Below are 16,733 nucleotides of genomic sequence, written 5' to 3'. Positions count from 1 at the left end.
GCTCCAATCGTCTCATCAATTGAGGGCTGCGGAAAGTATCTCCGCAGCCGGTGTTGTGTCACTTATTTGCGTGCGTAAGCGCCTGATGGCGCGCGTCTTTCAATGACTTGACACCCCCCGGGTCGATAGCCACCTAATGTCGGCGGCGAGCGAGAATTCTCTTCAAGATTCGCCTCAGTTCCGATTCGGCAGGCCGGTCCAACTTGAGAAAAGGACCGACCGGTTTTGCGGATCACCTCGGCACCTTGTGGCGGTTGCGCATGAGCATGGCGGGCTGCGTGCAAGGGGGCAAAGCAAAAGGAAAAGGCCATGACTAATCCAAAACCCAGGCCAACCATCGTTCATGGCGAAACACACGCCTATCCCGTGCTGCCCCTGCGCGACATCGTCGTCTTCCCGCACATGATCGTTCCGCTCTTCGTCGGCCGCGAGAAGTCGATCCGCGCGCTCGAAGAGGTGATGAAGAACGACGCGCTGATCATGCTCGCGACCCAGAAGAACGCGTCCGACGATGATCCGGCCCCCGATTCCATTTACGAGACCGGTACGCTTGCCAGCGTGCTGCAGCTCTTGAAGCTTCCCGACGGCACCGTGAAGGTGCTGGTCGAAGGGCTCGAGCGTGCGCGTGTGCAGAAATACACCGATCGCGCCGACTATTACGAAGCGACCGCGATTGCGCTCGCCGACACCGATGCGAAGTCGGTCGAGGCGGAGGCCATGGCGCGCTCGGTCGTGTCCGACTTCGAGAGCTACGTGAAGCTCAACAAGAAGATCTCGGCCGAGGTCGTCGGCGTCGTGCAGGCGATCACCGACTTCGCCAAGCTCGCCGATACCGTCGCCTCGCATCTCGCCGTCAAGATCGCGGATCGCCAGGGCATCCTGGAGACGCTTTCGGTCACGCAGCGCCTGGAGAAGGTGCTGGGCCTGATGGAGAGCGAGATCTCGGTGCTGCAGGTCGAGAAGCGCATCCGCTCGCGCGTCAAGCGCCAGATGGAGAAGACCCAGCGCGAGTATTATCTCAACGAGCAGATGAAGGCGATCCAGAAGGAACTCGGCGACGACGAAGGTCGTGACGAGCTCGCCGATCTCGAAGAGAAGATCTCCAAGACCAAGCTCTCCAAGGAAGCGCGCGAGAAGGCACAGCATGAGCTGAAGAAGCTGCGCCAGATGTCGCCGATGTCCGCGGAAGCGACCGTCGTGCGCAACTATCTGGATTGGCTGCTGTCGATCCCGTGGAACAAGAAGTCCAAGGTGAAGAAGGATCTGGAAGCCGCGCAGGCGGTTCTGGATGCCGACCACTACGGGCTCGAGAAGGTCAAGGATCGCATCGTCGAGTATCTCGCGGTGCAGACGCGCGCCAACAAGCTGACCGGACCGATCCTGTGCCTCGTCGGACCTCCCGGCGTCGGCAAGACTTCGCTCGGCAAGTCGATCGCGAAGGCGACCGGACGCGAGTTCGTGCGCGTCTCGCTCGGCGGCGTGCGCGACGAGGCCGAGATCCGTGGTCACCGCCGGACCTACATAGGCTCAATGCCCGGCAAGATCATCCAGTCCATGCGCAAGGCGAAGTCGTCCAATCCGCTGTTCCTGCTGGACGAGATCGACAAGATGGGCGCCGATTTCCGCGGCGATCCGTCCTCGGCTTTGCTCGAGGTACTCGACCCCGAGCAGAACGCGACCTTCAACGACCACTACCTCGAGGTCGACTACGATCTGTCCAACGTGATGTTCATCACGACCGCGAATACGCTCAATATTCCGGGACCGCTGATGGACCGCATGGAGATCATCCGGATCGCGGGCTACACCGAGAACGAGAAGGTCGAGATCGCGCGCAAGCATCTGATCCCGACAGCGGTGTCCAAGCATGGCCTGGACTCCAAGGAGTTCTCGATCGACGACGACGCGCTGCTGCTGCTGATCCGCCGCTACACCCGCGAAGCGGGCGTACGTAATCTGGAGCGTGAGCTCTCCACACTCGCCCGCAAGGCGGTGAAGGAGCTGATGATCTCCAAGAAGAAGTCGGTCAAGGTCACCGAGAAGACTCTCGAAGAGCTTCTGGGCGTGCCGAAGTACCGCTACGGCGAGATCGAGAGCGAGCCGCAGGTCGGTATCGTCACCGGCCTTGCCTGGACCGATGTCGGCGGCGAGCTTCTGACCATCGAAGGCGTCATGATGCCCGGCAAGGGCAAGATGACGGTCACCGGCAATCTGCGCGATGTGATGAAGGAATCGATCTCGGCGGCGGCGTCCTACGTGCGCTCGCGCGCGATCGTCTACGGCATCGAGCCGCCGCTATTCGACCGGCGCGACATCCACGTGCACGTGCCGGAAGGTGCGACGCCGAAGGACGGTCCGTCGGCCGGTGTGGCGATGGCCACCGCGATCATCTCGGTCATGACCGGCATTCCGGTCCGCCATGATGTCGCGATGACCGGTGAGATCACGCTGCGCGGCCGCGTGCTGCCAATCGGCGGCCTCAAGGAGAAGCTGCTGGCCGCTGCCCGCGGTGGCATCAAGACGGTGCTGATCCCCGAGGACAACGCCAAGGATCTCACGGAGATTTCCGATGCGATCAAGGGCGGCATGGAGATCATCCCGGTCTCGCGCCTCGACGACGTCGTCGCCAAGGCCCTGGTGAAGAAGCCGGTGCCGATCGTCTGGGAAGAGGACACCAAGGTGACGGTGAAGCCGGACGGCGACGAAGCCGCCGGCGGCCTGACCGCTCACTGAGATCGCAGCTCGGAAAGATGATAAAACGGCGCCTTCGGGCGCCGTTTTTGATTGGGGCAGCGGATGACGACAATGCACATCGACGGGCAATGCCATTGCGGGCAGATCACCTTTGAAGCCGAGATCGACCCCGAGACGGTGTCGGTCTGCCACTGCACCGATTGCCAGACGCTGACGGGCTCGCCGTTCCGGGTGACTGCCGTATGTTCCGGCGCCGATGTCCGTCTGACCGGCGGTTCGCCAAAAATCTACGGCAAGCGCGGCGACAATGGCCGGATGCGCTTCCAGCACTTTTGCGCCGATTGCGGTTCCCCGCTGTTCACCAGCGGCGAGGGTGACCAGGCCGACGATTGGGGCATCCGCTGGGGCAGCATCCGCCAGCGCGACAAATTGCGGCCCGTCAGGCAGATCTGGTGCCAGTCGGCGGCAGTGTGGATCGACGCGGTACCGCTGCTGCCTGGCCGGCCGGGCGATTGAGGCCCAGGAAGTGGAGTTCCGCGCTTGCCCGTTCGGGGCCGGTGGGGATAAAGAAGCGGCGAGGGGCGGTTAGCTCAGTTGGTAGAGCGCCTGCTTTACACGCAGGATGTCGGCGGTTCGAGCCCGTCACTGCCCACCAGCCGTTGCTCGCGAAGCGAGCGCCGGCGTTGCGGGCCAGCCCTGCGAGCCGTCATACGGGAGGCCCGATGCAGCAGCCAAGCGGACACGAAGAGAACGCAGACCAGATCGCCTATTGGAACGGCCCGAGCGGGCAACGCTGGGCCGATCGCCATGCGGCACAGGAGAGCCTGCTCGGACCCATTTCCGACGTGCTGATCGACCGCGCCAGGCCGAAGCCGGGTGAGCGCGTCCTCGATGTCGGCTGCGGCTCCGGCGCAACGACGTTCGCGCTCGCGAAGGCTGTCGCGCCGAACGGATTTGCGCTCGGGCTCGACGTCTCCGATCCCATGTTGTCGCAGGCGCGCGCGCTGGCGCCGAAAGGCCTCCCGCTCGAGTTCGCACTGGCCGATGCGACGGTCCATCCATTCGAGCCGGCGAGCTTTGATCTGCTGGCCTCGCGGTTCGGCGTGATGTTCTTCGCTGACCCGATCGCATCTTTCACCAACCTTCGTCGTGCGCTGAAGCCGTCCGGGCGGCTCGCGTTTGCCTGCTGGCGTGAGCCGAAGGAAAATCCCTGGATGATGGCGCCGCTGATGGCGGTCTACAAACACGTCCCCAAGATGCCGCCGGTCGGGCCCGAGGAGCCCGGGCCTTTCGCCTTCGCCGCGGAAGAGCGCGTGAAACGCATCCTTGGCGGCGCCGGCTTCGTCGATGTCGCGATGGAGCCGCACGATCTCGCGATGGATGTCGCAATCGGTGGCGGGCTTGATGCCGCGGTCGAGGGCTCGCTCCAGATCGGCCCGGCCAGCCGCGCACTGCAGGGCCACCCGCCCGAGACGTATGCCGCCGCAAAAGCCTCGATCCGCGAGATGCTGGCGCCGTTCCTGAAGGGGCAGAGCGTGGCGCTCCAGGGCGCAATCTGGATCGTGACGGCGAAGGCGGCGTAGGCCCTGCTGTCTCTGCCGTCAGATGGGTCTGTGAGTTCTACACCACATCATCCGGCGCCAGGGCGCAGCCATTGTCGGGATGGGTTTCCACTTGAAGGGTGGTATGGCCGATGCGGAAGGAGGTCTTCAGCATCTGCGCGGTCTCCATCAGAAATGCGTCGCCGGCGCCGGTGGGCATGACGAGGTGGCAGGTCAGCGCCGTCTCCGTGGTCGAGATCGGCCAGACGTGGAGATCGTGGATCCCGGACACGCCGGAACGTGCCAGCAGGAACGCCCTGACCGCGGCGAGGTCGGTGCCTTTGGGGGCTGCCGCCATCGACATGTCGATGGAGCCGCGGAGCAGGCTGGTCGTGCTCCAGAGAATGGTGACGCAGATGACGAGGCTGGTGACGGGATCGAGCCAGAGCCAGCCGGTCCAGATGATCAGCGCCGCCGAGATGACGACGCCGAGCGAGACTGCGGCGTCGGCCGCCATGTGCAGATAAGCGCCCTCGATGTTGATGTCGTCCTTGCGGCCGCGCGCGAACAGCATGGCCGTAAAACCGTTGACGAGGATGCCGATGCCGGCGACCACCATCACGGTGACGCCCGCGACGGGCTCCGGTTCGCGCAGGCGCAGGACCGCTTCCCAGCCGATCGCACCGGTTGCAACCAGCAGGAACACGGCGTTCGCCAGTGCCGCCAGGATGGTGGAGGCGCGCAGTCCATAAGTGAAGCGACCGCTCGGCGCGCGCCTCGCCGCGATCGACGCGCACCAGGCCACGACCAGGCCGAGCACGTCGGAAAGGTTATGGCCGGCATCGGCGAGGAGGGCGGTGGAGTTGCCAATATAGCCATAGATCGCCTCGGCCACGACCAGCGCGGTGTTGAGCGAAATGCCGATCGCGAACGCCTTGCCGAAATTGGTGGGCGCATGGACATGCGCGTGGCCAGGACCGTGATCGTGACCATGATCGTGGCCGTGGCCGGCATGGTCATGATGACCGTGATGGTCGTGGTTGCCCAATTCTAGCGCTCCCCGGACGCTGCCAAATCAGGCGCTATTGTAGGCGTTTCGGTGCCTGCGTCACGGCGGAACAGCACGTAGAGCGCCGGCAGCACCAGCAGCGTCAGCACGGTCGAGGAGATGATGCCGCCGATCACCACGGTCGCGAGCGGGCGCTGCACCTCGGCCCCGGCCCCGGTGGCAAGGGCCATCGGCACGAAGCCGAGGGACGCCACCAGCGCCGTCATCAGCACCGGACGCAGGCGTGTCAGCGCGCCCTCGCGCACCGCGTCGGCAACGGGATGGCCTTCGCTGCGCAGCCGCTCGATGAAGGCGATGATGACGAGGCCGTTGAGCACGGCCACTCCCGACAGCGCGATGAAGCCGACGCCGGCGCTGATGGATAAGGGAATGCTGCGCAGCAGCAGCGCCACGACACCGCCGGTCAGCGCCAGTGGCACGCCGGAGAACACGAGAGCCGCGTCCGCTGCCGATCCCATGCCCATGAACAGCAGCAAGAACACCAGCAGCAGCGCCACCGGCACCACGAGCGTCAACCGCTTGGTGGCGGAGACAAGCTGCTCGAATTGTCCGCCCCAGCCGATCCAGTAGCCCGGCGGCAGCTTGACCTTTTCCGCGATGGCCGCCTCGGCGTCAGTGACGAAGGAGCCGAGATCGCGCGCGCGGACATTGGCGGTGACGACGATGCGCCGCTTGCCGTTCTCGCGGCTGATCTGGTTGGGGCCGGGTGTCGCATCGACGGTAGCGACCGACGACAGCGGCACATAGCGCATCTGGGTGAGGGGCGAGGCGGGCAAGGCCGTCCGGATCGGCGCGCTGGACGTCGCTTCCTCACCCGGCGGCAGCGGGATCGGGATCGCCCGGATCGCCTCGAGATTGCCGCGCAGATGCTCCGGCAGGCGCACGACGATGTCGAAGCGGCGGTCGCCCTCGAACAGCTTGCCGGCCGATTTGCCGCCCACCGCGATCTCGACGATGCCCTGCACCTCGCTGATGCTGAGCCCGTAGCGGGCGAGCGCCTGGCGGTCGAGGCGGACGGTGAGGATCGGCAGGCCCGAGACCTGTTCGATCTTGACGTCGCTGGCGCCGCGGATGCCCCGGATCGCGGCCTCCACCTGTTTTGCCGCGCCTTGCAGGATGTCGAGGTCATCGCCGAAGATCTTGACGCCGACGTCGCTGCGCACGCCGGAGATCAGTTCGTTGACGCGGAACTGGATCGGCTGGGAGATTTCATAGGCGCTGCCGGGGATGTCGTCGGCGGCACGGTGGATAGCCTCGATCACGTCCGACTTGGGCTTGTCCGGGTCGGGCCATTCGGCGCGCGGCTTCAGCATGATGTAGCCGTCGGTCTGCGCCGGCGACATCGGGTCGGTCGCAATCTCCGCGGTGCCGATGCGGGTGAAGAACTCCTTCACCTCCGGAATCTGCTTGATGCGCTTTTCCAACGCCATTTGCAGGTCCAGCGACTGGGTCAGGCTCGTGCCGGGAATCCGGATCGAAGCCAGCGCGATGTCGCCTTCGTCCAGGCTCGGAATGAACTCGCCGCCCATGCGCGCGGCGGCCACGCAGCTTGCGACCACGATGATGGCGGCCATGATTGCGACGCTGAGGCGATTGTCGATCGCAAGCCGGAGCAGGGGCAGGTAGGCGCGCTTCGCCAGCCGCATGAACAGGTTTTCCTGTTCGGACACCTTGCCGGTGACGAAGATGGCAACCGCCGCCGGCACGAAGGTGACGGAGAACAGCACCGCGGCGCCCAGCGCCATCAGCACTGTCAGCGCCATCGGCGTGAACATCTTGCCTTCGACGCCCGTCAGCGTCAGCACCGGCAGATAGACCACCGCGATGATCAGCGTTCCGAACAGGCTCGGCTTGATGACCTCGCTCGATCCGCGCCGGATCGCGCGCAGCCGTTCGGAGATCGTGAGCAGGCCGCCTTTCTCGCGCTGGGCCTCGGCCAGCATGCGCAGGCAGTTCTCGACGATGATCACGGCACCGTCGACGATGATGCCGAAATCGATCGCGCCCAGGCTCATCAAATTTGCACTGACCTTGGTCTCGACCATGCCGGTGATCGTCATGGCCATGGACAGCGGAATGACGCAGGCCACCACGAGCGCGGCGCGGATATTGCCAAGGATCAGGAACAGCACGGCCACGACCAGGGCCGCGCCCTCCAGCAGGTTGTTCTCGACCGTGCGGATGGTGGCCTCGACCAGATGGGTGCGGTCGTAGACGGTCCGCGTCACGACGCCGTCGGGCAGCGATTTGGCGATATCTTCCAGCCGGGCCGCGACACGGCGCGCCACCGTGCGGCTGTTCTCGCCGATCAGCAGCATGGCGGTGCCGAGCACGGTTTCCTCGCCATCGCGGGTCGCGGCTCCCGTGCGCAGATCGCGGCCTTCGGTGACGGTCGCGATATCCCTGACCCTGACGGGATTGCCGCCGCGCGAGCCGATGACGATGTCCCGGATCTCGCTGACATTGCCGACCTGGCCCGGCGAGCGAACCAGATATTGCTCGCCGTTGCGCTCGATATAGCCGGCGCCGACATTGGCATTGTTGGCGGCGAGCGCCGTCATGACGTCGCGAAAGCCGAGTCGGTAGGCCATCAGCTTGCCGGGGTCGGGGAGCACGTGGAATTGCCGCTCGAAGCCGCCGATGGTGTTGACCTCGATCACGCCGGGCACGTTGCGAAGCTGCGGCTTGATGATCCAGTCCTGCACGGTGCGCAAATCGGTCAGCGAATAGTCGTGACCGCCTTGCGTCTTCGCGCCCGCCTTGGCCTCGACGGTGTACATGAAGATTTCGCCGAGTCCGGTCGAGACCGGGCCCATCGCGACCTCGACGCCGGCCGGAAGCTGGTCTTTCACCTGCTGGATGCGTTCGCCGACAAGCTGGCGGGCAAAATAGATGTCGGTGCCGTCCTTGAAGACGACCGTCACTTGGCTCAAGCCGTAGCGCGACAGCGAGCGGGTGTAGTCGAGTTTCGGCAGGCCGCCCATCGCGGTCTCGACGGGGAAGGTGATGCGTTGCTCGGTTTCCAGCGGCGAATGGCCGGGCGCGCGGGTGTTGATCTGGACCTGGACGTTGGTGATGTCGGGTACGGCGTCGATCGGAAGGCGCTGGAAATTCCAGGCCCCGAAGGCGACGGCGCCGAACGCGAGCAGCAGGACCAGCCAGCGCTGCTGCAGCGAGAGCGCGATGAGACGCTCAATCATGCTCGGCCTCGCCCTTGCCCATCTCCGCCTTCACGACGAAGCTGTTTTCCGCGACGTAATGCTCGCCGGCTGAAAGGCCGGCCTTGATCTCGACATGACGGGGATCGGAATCGCCGAGCTCCACGGGGCGGGCCTCGATCTTGTCGCCGTCCTCGCGGACGAACACGATGGTCCGGTTCTCCAGCGTCTGGATCGCGCTTCGGCGCACGGCGACCGCGACGTTGCGCGCGGCGAGGATCAGCCGTGCCGTGACGAACAGGCCGGGACGCAAGCGCCCGTCCGGATTTGGCAGCACCACGCGCGCCAGCGCGGTCTGGGTCTCGCTGCTGCCGATCGGCGCCATGTAGGAGATCGTGCCCTTGATCTCGCCGCGGCCGTCGTCGGGATCGATCAGCACCTCGTCGTTGAGGCGAACGCGCCGCAAGTCCTGCCGATAGATCGACAGATCGACCCAGATGCTGGAGAGGTCGGCGACGACGAAGGCCGGTTTCTGTTCGGAGGCGTATTCGCCGAGCGAGATCTGCCGCTCGATGATGGTGCCGGCAATCGGCGCCTTGAGCTCGTAGACAGTGAGGCTCTGGTTGCTCTCGATCGCGGCGAGCAGATCGTCCTTGCCGACCTTGTCGCCGATGCGCTTCTGGATCGATTTGGCAACGCCGGGAAAGCGCGGCGTCACCTGCACCACCGCTTCCTGGTTGGCGCGCAGGATGCCGTTGAAGGCGAGCGTGTCAGTCAATGTCGCGCTCGCGGCCTCCGCCAGCGTCACGCCGGCGGCGGCAAGCTTGACGTCGGAGATCCGGATCCGGTCGGCGCCGTGCTCGTCCTGCTCGACATGGTCGTTCGGCTTCTCCGGCTTTTTGTCCGCGCTGTGTTCGGCATGCTCGACCCTGGCCGGGGCGAGCAGGGAATAGCCGTAAGCGCCAAGTGCGGCGGCAACGACGGCGACAAGGACGGTGGAGGACGTCTTCATCGTGCGCTCTCCCGCGCCAGCGTGAAGGGATTGCCGACGAGACCTTCGATGGTCGCCACCCCGGCATGGAAATTCTGGAGCGCCTCCTGCTCGCGCAGCCGCGCCTGGGTGACGCTCGCCTGCGCGTCGAGCACTTCGAGCAGGGTGAAGCGGCCCTGGCCGTAGCCTTGCGCGATTGCGTCCGAGGCTTCGGTGGCCTTGGGAATGGCGCTCTCGCGCAGCACCGCAAGCTCGCGCAGCGAGCCCTGAAGGGAGTCGTAAGCGCGGCCGGCGACCACGATCAGCGTGTTGCGGTTGGCCTCGCGCTCGGCCTTGGTCTTGGCGAGGCTTTCCTGTGCCGAGAGGATATTGCCCTGGTTCTGGTCGAACACGGGAATCGGCACCGAGACGGTGAGGCGCGCCGCGTCGTCATTGGTCTCGTTGAAATGGCGCCAGCCGGCGGCGATCCGCACGTCGGGATAGGGCCTGAGCCGGGCCAGCAACAGCTCGGCGTTACGCTGGGCATAGATCGCGGTCCAGCGCACCAGCTGCGGATTGGCATCGATGGCGGCGACGACCGACTGGAACGTCGGTGGCCGTCCCATGGTGTCGAGCCGGCCGGAGACCTCGCCGAATTTCGCTGCCGCGTCGCCCATCAAGACCGCAAGCTCGCGCCGGGCGCTGGCCAGCGTCGCCTTGAAGCGTTCGCGGTCGGCCTTCACCAGGGCGGAAGCTACCTCGGCACGACCGGTCTCGGCCGGCGAGGAGGCGCCGGCCTCGACGCGGCGGCGCAACAGCGGCGTCAGCCGGTCGATGGCGGCGATCTGCTCGTCGAGGATCTGGATGCGCCGCTGTGCGCCGAGCACACTGAGGAAGGCGATCGCCGTCTCCGAGAGCACCTCCAGCCTGACGGCCTTGCGCTGGATCGCGGCAACCTCGATGCCGGCGACGCCCGCTGCGATCCGCGCGTCGCGCTTGCCGAACAGCTCGAAGGCCTGGCTGATCTGCAGCGTGGTCTCGGCCGATCGCGTGCCGCGATAGATGCCGGACCCGAACGAATTGTCCTGTTCGTAGGACAGCTCCGGATTGAGAAGCGCGCCTGCCTGGATGCGCTCGCCCGTGGCGATGCCGACGTCGCGCTCCGCCGCGGTCAGCCGCGGGCTCGTGGCCAGCGCGCGCGAGAGCGCGCTCCGCATCGTCAGTGTCTGGGCGTGGGACGGCGCAAGCGCCAATCCACCAATCAGACACGCTGCCGCGCACGCCAGGCGCACGGCCATTCCCCTGCCAAACATGAAATCGACCTGTGAAGGATGAACCGAATGGGCGCGGGGCGCCCGACCAATCCGTTCAGGCAATATGTTTGGGAGGCGGGGAGTCGGTATCGGGGACAATGCCGGCGAGCCGGGATACGCGTTGCGGGCGCGACGTGGACACGAGCGCGACCGATACGGCCGGCGGCGCCGGCTGCACGACCATCACCGAGAAGCAGCCATGGCAATGATGCCCGCCGATGGCCTTGTGGTCGCTGTGATCTGAGGAGCCATCAATGACCGCAGCGATCTCCGTGCCGCCGCCGGGCGTGGTGACGTCGATGTCGTGCAGGCCGTGCAGCGTTCCCGCGAGCAGATAGACAACCGCGATCAGCACAGACATCAGCCCGCGCCAGTTGCGCGGGCGGCAAGATCCTGAGGGCTGGCGGTTCGCGAGCACGACGTCACTCTGATTGCGGTCTGCGTCCGGCCTAGCATGGGCGAGGGAATAGTGTCGACCCGCAACATTGTTACGTCCCTGACGCAATTGCCGCAGCAGTGGCGGAGACGCCAGCGCTTCTCATTGACGCGTGATCAGGCTCAGTTGAGCATCGGCTGGCGCTCCGCGTGCCAGCTCCGGAATGTCGCCGGTGTCGCCGGCTTCGACCGTGACGACGGCGCGACAGCTGGCTTCCATTGCCCGTTCCAGCCATTTGATGGCTTCATCGATCCATTGGTCGTGGTGCTCGGGATCGGCGATCGCCTTTTCCCGGAATGCATCTGCCTGATGAAGGCACGCCGTTCTGCGATCCACGCGGCTCTCCCGATCCGGAGGTCCCGCCCCGATCGCATCTTCGATGATCCCGGCGCCGGCGTCGCTAACATAGGACAGGGAGCGCAGCTCAAAACAAAGGCCCCCGGCTCCGGTGTTGACCGGCTGGGGCCCCGTGCTCGCAACTTCATCCTTGGGGCTCACATCCAACCCGACTCCGGTGAGTTCGTTCCTGTCGGCTGCAAAAACTAGGAACGTTCCGTCTTCCTCCTCATTAGCGAGCAGGGAAAAATCGAGGAGGACGCACCATGAACGGACTGATTTATCTCGTCGGCTTGATCGTGGTGATCATGGCTGTCTTGTCGTTATTCGGCCTGCGTTGAGAGAGCTGAATATGACCATCGAAGCTCTCGTGCAGGAAGAAGTCACCGAAAGTCGTCCGCGAGTCGCCGAAGACCGCTGGAGCATCCAATGGAGTTCTATCGTCGCAGGCGCATTCGCCGCCGCCGCGTTGTCCTTCATCCTGGTGAGCTTTGGCGTCGCTATCGGGCTCGGCGTCAGCTCGACGTCGCCGACATGGCGCGACGCATCAGCGGCTCTAGCGCTTCTTTCGGGGTTGTATTTGATTTTGCAGGCGATCGCCAGTTTCGGCTTCGGCGGCTATATCGCGGGCCGCACCACGCGTCAGGCGGCCGCAATTTCGGCCATCGATGACGATGGCGAGCGGTGGGACGGGCTCCATGGCCTGATGTCATGGGCGCTTGCCGTACTGATCGGCGGCGTTTTCCTCGCCTTTCTCGGTGCGGGTACAATTGACCGCTCTCCGGCACGTTCTTCGTCAGGCAACGCGACCGCAGCCGAGCCGCTTTTAGGTTATGAACTGGACAAGCTATTCCGTGCGCGTCGGCCTCCCACCGATCTCGGGGAAACCCGCGCTGAAGCCGGACGCATCCTGATGACGTCGTCGAGCCACAGCGGCGTCAGCAGCGACGATCGAACCTATCTTGTGCAGCAGGTTACAGCGTTGACGGGACTGACCGGGCCGGACTCCGAGCGCCGGGTCGACGCCGCGATTGCGGACTCCCGGACGGCGATCAACCGTGCGCGACACAGCTCGATCATCCTCGCATTCTCGGTTGCAGCCGCAACTCTGATCGGGGCCGTGGTAGCCTGGGCTGCTGCTGTTGCCGGCGGACGGCATCGCGATGGAGAGCCACTGCCGAACTGGATCGTGAGCTCCAACCGCTTCCATCGCACTCCTCGCGCGAAGCCGGTGCCGTAAAGGCTGCGGCCTGCGCTTGTGGCCGGGAGCAAGCCCGGCCACGGCGTCTGCGCGTATCTACGCTTTCTCCTCCCAGATCATCGCGAGATGCACGATGGTCTGCACGGCTTTCTCCATGTCCTGCCGGCTGACCCATTCGAGGCGCGAGTGAAACGCGTGCTCGCCGGCAAAGATGTTGGGGCAGGGAAGGCCCATGAAGGAGAGCCGGGAGCCGTCGGTGCCGCCGCGGATCGCGGTGCGCATCGGGCGCAGGCCGGCGCGGCGGATCGCTTCGATGGCGTATTCGAGGATGTGCGGATGACGATCGATCACCTGCTTCATGTTGCGGTACTGCTCTCGCACCTCGAACCTGTAGGTCGAGCGCGGATAGTCCTTCATCACGTCCTTGACGATGTTCTCGAGCAGGACTTCCTTCTCCTTGAGCCCTTCCTCGGTGAAGTCGCGCACGATGAAGGAGAGCGTTGCCTGCTCCAGTGCGCCCTCGATGCCGATCGGATGCAGAAAGCCCTGCTTGCCTGAGGTCGTCTCGGGCGAGCAGCCTTCCTTCGGGAGCCGCTCGACGATGGCCGCCGCGATCTTGATCGCGTGCTCCATCTTGCCCTTGGCATAGCCGGGATGGGCACTGACGCCGTTAATGGTGATGACGGCGCCGTCGGCGGAAAAGGTCTCGTCCTCGACGCAGCCCGCGCTCTCGCCGTCCATGGTGTAGCCGAACTCGGCGCCGAGCTTCGTCAGGTCGACATTGTCGACGCCGCGGCCGATCTCCTCGTCGGGCGTGAACAGGATCTTGATGGTGCCGTGCTTCACTTGCGGATTGTTGATGAAGAAATGGGCGGCATCCATGATCTCGGCGACGCCGGCCTTGTTGTCGGCTCCGAGCAGCGTGGTGCCGTCGGTGGTGATGATGTCGTTGCCGATCTGGTTCTTCAGCGCTGGATGCTCGGCGAAGCGGATCACCTGGCTGGTGTCGCCGGATAGAGTGATATCGCCGCCGCGATAGTTGTTGACCACCTGCGGCTTGACGTCCTTGCCGGTAACGTCGGGCGAGGTGTCCATGTGCGAGCAGAAGCAGATCACGGGCACCTTCTTGCCGGTGTTCGCCGGGATCGTTCCGTAGACGTAGCCGTAATCGTCGAGATGGGCATCGGCAACGCCCATGTCTCTAAGCTCGGCGGCGAGAACACGGCCGAGGTCTTTCTGCTTCTCGGTCGACGGCGAGGCCGGGGATTCCGGATCGGACTGGGTGTCGATGAGGACGTAGCGCAGGAAGCGCTCGGTCACGGTATGCGAAAAGATGAGGGAGGACATTTCTGGTCAAACCGCCGGGTCAGGGGAGAGAGGCGGTATACCAGAAAAGTGGGCCGCGTTGCGGCGGGACGACGCTGCTCAGGCTTAACGAAACGTGAGTGGTTAGATCGCCTCTTTCAGTTCCTTGACCGGGCGGAAGGCGACTTTCTTGCTGGCCTTGATATGGATCGGCTCGCCAGTCGCGGGATTACGGCCGGTGCGGGCGGCGCGCTTGCGGACCTGGAGGATGCCGAGCCCGACGATGCGGACGCGGTCGCCCTTCTTGAGGTGCTTGGTGATCAGGTCGACCATGTCGGTCAGGACCGCCTCGGCGCGCTTTTTCGACAGGTCCTGGCTCTCCGCGATGTCGGCGGCGAGGCGCTTGAGCGTGATGGTGGTGGGAGCGGCAGCCTTCTTCGCCGAGTCCTTCTTAGCCATGTCTGGCCTCCTCGATGTCTGGCCTCCTCGATTCCTGCCGGTGGTCGGGAAGACGGCCCCGGAACCCGCAAGTTCCCGGAGGCGTAGACGATTCGGGACCGGACTGACTACGCCGGCCCTCGCGGCCGAGGGTCACGTTCGTGCGCACCCTCGACGGAAATCCGCTCGTTCAGGCTGCGGATGCAACGTCCTTGACTTCAACAGGTCCGGCCTTTAAGTCCCCCCTCGTTCCGCAGACATTTGCGTGTCACGCGGGAGTAGCTCAGTTGGTTAGAGCGCCGGCCTGTCACGCCGGAGGTCGCGGGTTCGAGCCCCGTCTCTCGCGCCATTTTTTGGCAATCCTTTCATACCCTTACCTCCGAATCCTCTTCTTGCTTCGATCCCCGGTCGCTCGCGGCACGACTCCTGCGTGCTTTTTGGCCTTCGACCGGCGTAAAACTCCCGCGCTCGCGCGGCGCCCTGTTGCGGTTCAGGCGAGAAATTCAAGCACAGATGCGGCAGCTATTGACCCGATCCATGTCGGCGTCCTCACCCGTCGCCTGAATCAAAAAGGCCGCCCGGAGGCGGCCACTGGTCTGTCCGTAAGCCTCGCGTCAGCGGATATCTGACGTCCCGGCGCTCGTCACCACGACCGGTTTACCGGCTTTGATCACGTGGGTGGACTGGGCGGTCTGGCTGTGATCGGCATTGGTGCGGGCTGCGATCCCGAAGCCGGCCACAGTGATGCCGGCCACCAGCGCCACCACCACGATCTTCATGTGGGTCGCACGATCAGCAGAGTGAATGGAGTGGTTCATCTGAGCCTCCCGACGGGCTTTACCGCCGTCTATGGCTCTCCTTGTAGGGACCGTCTGTTTCCGGATGGTTTCGCGGGTTCCGCAAAATGGTTTCATCTGGCCACCCGGCGGGTTTCACCGGGCGGAGGTGTTCAGGGCCTGCCTCAGGCTGCGGCCCGGCCGATATCGTCCCGGATGGTGTGGGCCGCCCAGACGAACAGGATCGCCCCCAGCGTGGTCGTGACCGCAGCCGAAAGCAGGGAATAGCGCACGGCGTTCGCGCCATAGCTGCCTTTGAGGGCATCGTTGACCATGCCCACGGCGAGCGGGCCGACGCCCTGGCCGAAGCAGGTGGCGGTGAGTGCGATGAGGGAGGAGGCCAGCGCCCGCATGCTCGGCTTGGCCACCGTCTGTGCGATCGCGAAGATCGGCCCGAGATGGAAGCCGACCAGGAACGAGGTCAGCGCCAGCATGGCCACCATCATCGCAAAGTCCTGCGTCAGCATGCATACCGCGAACACGGGGCCGGCGAGGCCAGAGGTGATCGCGGGCGCCCACAGCTTCCAGCGATCGTCGCGGCGGCTGATGTTGGCCACCACGAAGCCGCCGAGCAGGGTGCCGGCCATGCCGGCGAGCCCCTTGAAGGTGCCGGCATAGGTGCCGATCTCGGCGCTCGACAGATGGTACACGCGGGCCAGGAACGGCGGGATCCACGCCGCGGTCGCGTAGTTCGTGTAAGTGGTGAGACAGAAACCGATCAGCACGATGATGAAGCTTCGCTGGGATGCGAGGAAGCGCAGCGTCGGGCCGAGCGGCTCGGGCACGAAGCTCTCCTGCATGGCGCCGCGCTTCGGCTCGCAGATCGTCAGCCACAGGATCAATGCGAGCAGAATGCCGGGCACGCCCGCGACGTAGAACGCCATCCGCCAGCCATAGTGCTGGTTGACGTAGCCGCCGACGAAATAGCCGAGGAAGACGCCGAGATAGGTGCCGACGGCGTAGATGCCGAGCGCGCGCGGACGCTCGTTCTTGGCGAAGAGATCAGCGACGATGGATTGCGAGGCGGGCGAGCCCGCGGATTCGCCGATGCCGACGCCGATCCTCGCCAGCGCCAGCGAGGTGACAGTCGAAGCCGCGCCGCACAGTGCCGTCATCGCGCTCCAGAACGCGAAGGCGGCGGCGACGATGTTGCGCCGGTTGAGCCGGTCGGCGACGCGCGCGATGGGAATGCCGAGCAGGGAGTAGAACAGCGCGAAGCCGAAGCCCGCGAGCAGGCCCATCATGGTGTCGCTGAGCTGAAACTCCTTCTTGATCGGCTCGATCAGGACGTTGAAGATCGTGCGGTCGAGGAAATTCAGCGCATAGATGATGGTGAGCAGGCTCAGCACGTAATAGCGCCGCGCCGAAGGCTTTGCCGCGGCGGCCGTTCGCACCGACATTTGTGACGTCACATCGACCATCGCTTCCCCCAATTA

The 16,733-nt window shown here is 65.0% G+C and carries 14 protein-coding genes and 2 tRNA genes; 6 read left to right on the top strand and 10 right to left on the bottom strand.

Annotation, left to right across the window (positions count from 1 at the left end):
- Nucleotides 1-309: 309 nt before the first annotated feature.
- The 4 genes from lon (at nucleotide 310) to ABIB00_RS14760 (ending at nucleotide 4,277) form a co-directional block, all read left to right on the top strand.
- Nucleotides 310-2,733, top strand: coding sequence for an endopeptidase La (gene lon / locus ABIB00_RS14775; RefSeq protein WP_247349356.1), 2,424 nt, complete (start codon nucleotides 310-312; stop codon nucleotides 2,731-2,733).
- Nucleotides 2,734-2,805: 72 nt separating this feature from the next.
- Entirely contained in the window at nucleotides 2,806-3,210 is a 405-nt protein-coding gene (locus ABIB00_RS14770; RefSeq protein ID WP_354049666.1) for a GFA family protein, read from the top strand.
- Between the two features lie 63 nt (nucleotides 3,211-3,273).
- Nucleotides 3,274-3,349 (top strand) — tRNA-Val (locus ABIB00_RS14765).
- 67 nt (nucleotides 3,350-3,416) lie between these two features.
- The gene (locus ABIB00_RS14760; RefSeq protein WP_354049623.1) at nucleotides 3,417-4,277 is read left to right on the top strand and encodes a class I SAM-dependent methyltransferase; all 861 of its coding nucleotides are present in this window, start codon (nucleotides 3,417-3,419) and stop codon (nucleotides 4,275-4,277) included.
- A 37-nt stretch (nucleotides 4,278-4,314) separates the two neighbouring features.
- Here the strand turns inward: ABIB00_RS14760 and ABIB00_RS14755 are convergent, their stop codons facing one another.
- The 6 genes from ABIB00_RS14755 to ABIB00_RS14730 all read right to left on the bottom strand — a co-directional run bounded on the left by ABIB00_RS14755 (nucleotide 4,315) and on the right by ABIB00_RS14730 (nucleotide 11,685).
- Nucleotides 4,315-5,283, bottom strand: coding sequence for a cation diffusion facilitator family transporter (locus tag ABIB00_RS14755; protein ID WP_354104849.1), 969 nt, complete (start codon nucleotides 5,281-5,283; stop codon nucleotides 4,315-4,317).
- A 2-nt stretch (nucleotides 5,284-5,285) separates the two neighbouring features.
- Nucleotides 5,286-8,504, bottom strand: a complete 3,219-nt coding sequence (locus ABIB00_RS14750; protein ID WP_354104848.1) for an efflux RND transporter permease subunit — start codon at nucleotides 8,502-8,504, stop codon at nucleotides 5,286-5,288.
- Entirely contained in the window at nucleotides 8,497-9,474 is a 978-nt protein-coding gene (gene ihpB, locus ABIB00_RS14745; protein WP_354104847.1) for a divalent metal ion exporter adaptor subunit IhpB, read from the bottom strand. The genes ABIB00_RS14750 and ihpB overlap by 8 nt, the downstream gene beginning before the upstream one ends.
- Entirely contained in the window at nucleotides 9,471-10,745 is a 1,275-nt protein-coding gene (gene ihpA, locus ABIB00_RS14740; RefSeq protein ID WP_354104846.1) for a divalent metal ion exporter subunit IhpA, read from the bottom strand. The genes ihpB and ihpA overlap by 4 nt, the downstream gene beginning before the upstream one ends.
- Before the next feature lie 55 nt (nucleotides 10,746-10,800).
- Entirely contained in the window at nucleotides 10,801-11,163 is a 363-nt protein-coding gene (locus ABIB00_RS14735) for a hypothetical protein (protein WP_354104845.1), read from the bottom strand.
- 120 nt (nucleotides 11,164-11,283) lie between these two features.
- A complete protein-coding gene (locus ABIB00_RS14730) occupies nucleotides 11,284-11,685 on the bottom strand; it encodes a hypothetical protein (protein WP_354104844.1) in 402 nt (133 codons plus the stop codon).
- Nucleotides 11,686-11,869: 184 nt separating this feature from the next.
- Here ABIB00_RS14730 and ABIB00_RS14725 point away from each other — a divergent pair, with 184 nt between their 5' ends.
- Complete coding sequence (locus tag ABIB00_RS14725) at nucleotides 11,870-12,757, top strand: hypothetical protein (RefSeq protein WP_354104843.1); 888 nt, start codon at nucleotides 11,870-11,872, stop codon at nucleotides 12,755-12,757.
- A gap of 57 nt (nucleotides 12,758-12,814) precedes the next feature.
- On the opposite strand, the gene pepT is transcribed toward ABIB00_RS14725, so the two are convergent.
- Nucleotides 12,815-14,065 (bottom strand): peptidase T, encoded by a 1,251-nt coding sequence (gene pepT / locus ABIB00_RS14720; RefSeq protein ID WP_354104842.1) that lies wholly within the window; start codon nucleotides 14,063-14,065, stop codon nucleotides 12,815-12,817.
- Between the two features lie 102 nt (nucleotides 14,066-14,167).
- On the bottom strand, nucleotides 14,168-14,482 hold the full coding sequence (locus ABIB00_RS14715) for an HU family DNA-binding protein (RefSeq protein WP_354104841.1): 315 nt from the start codon (nucleotides 14,480-14,482) through the stop codon (nucleotides 14,168-14,170).
- A gap of 251 nt (nucleotides 14,483-14,733) precedes the next feature.
- Here ABIB00_RS14715 and ABIB00_RS14710 point away from each other — a divergent pair.
- Nucleotides 14,734-14,810, top strand: a tRNA-Asp gene (locus tag ABIB00_RS14710).
- A gap of 265 nt (nucleotides 14,811-15,075) precedes the next feature.
- On the opposite strand, the gene ABIB00_RS14705 is transcribed toward ABIB00_RS14710, so the two are convergent.
- Complete coding sequence (locus ABIB00_RS14705; RefSeq protein WP_247447324.1) at nucleotides 15,076-15,279, bottom strand: hypothetical protein; 204 nt, start codon at nucleotides 15,277-15,279, stop codon at nucleotides 15,076-15,078.
- A gap of 143 nt (nucleotides 15,280-15,422) precedes the next feature.
- Nucleotides 15,423-16,718 (bottom strand): spinster family MFS transporter, encoded by a 1,296-nt coding sequence (locus tag ABIB00_RS14700; RefSeq protein ID WP_354104840.1) that lies wholly within the window; start codon nucleotides 16,716-16,718, stop codon nucleotides 15,423-15,425.
- Nucleotides 16,719-16,733 lie beyond the last annotated feature (15 nt).

The sequence above is a fragment of the Bradyrhizobium sp. LB14.3 genome, from assembly GCF_040547985.1.
GTDB lineage: Bacteria > Pseudomonadota > Alphaproteobacteria > Rhizobiales > Xanthobacteraceae > Bradyrhizobium.
Note: the sequence above shows the minus strand (reverse complement) of the source record. Positions and strands in the feature narration are given on the sequence as shown.

Excerpts from the sequence above, each read along its gene's own strand:
- ABIB00_RS14750 (WP_354104848.1), bottom strand. The coding sequence starts at position 8,504 with ATGATTGAGCGTCTCATCGCGCTCTCGCTGCAGCAGCGCTGGCTGGTC.
- lon (WP_247349356.1), top strand. The coding sequence starts at position 310 with ATGACTAATCCAAAACCCAGGCCAACCATCGTTCATGGCGAAACACAC.
- ABIB00_RS14700 (WP_354104840.1), bottom strand. The coding sequence starts at position 16,718 with ATGGTCGATGTGACGTCACAAATGTCGGTGCGAACGGCCGCCGCGGCA.
- ABIB00_RS14770 (WP_354049666.1), top strand. The coding sequence starts at position 2,806 with ATGCACATCGACGGGCAATGCCATTGCGGGCAGATCACCTTTGAAGCC.
- ABIB00_RS14705 (WP_247447324.1), bottom strand. The coding sequence starts at position 15,279 with ATGAACCACTCCATTCACTCTGCTGATCGTGCGACCCACATGAAGATC.
- ABIB00_RS14760 (WP_354049623.1), top strand. The coding sequence starts at position 3,417 with ATGCAGCAGCCAAGCGGACACGAAGAGAACGCAGACCAGATCGCCTAT.
- ihpA (WP_354104846.1), bottom strand. The coding sequence starts at position 10,745 with ATGTTTGGCAGGGGAATGGCCGTGCGCCTGGCGTGCGCGGCAGCGTGT.
- ihpB (WP_354104847.1), bottom strand. The coding sequence starts at position 9,474 with ATGAAGACGTCCTCCACCGTCCTTGTCGCCGTCGTTGCCGCCGCACTT.
- ABIB00_RS14725 (WP_354104843.1), top strand. The coding sequence starts at position 11,870 with ATGACCATCGAAGCTCTCGTGCAGGAAGAAGTCACCGAAAGTCGTCCG.
- pepT (WP_354104842.1), bottom strand. The coding sequence starts at position 14,065 with ATGTCCTCCCTCATCTTTTCGCATACCGTGACCGAGCGCTTCCTGCGC.
- ABIB00_RS14715 (WP_354104841.1), bottom strand. The coding sequence starts at position 14,482 with ATGGCTAAGAAGGACTCGGCGAAGAAGGCTGCCGCTCCCACCACCATC.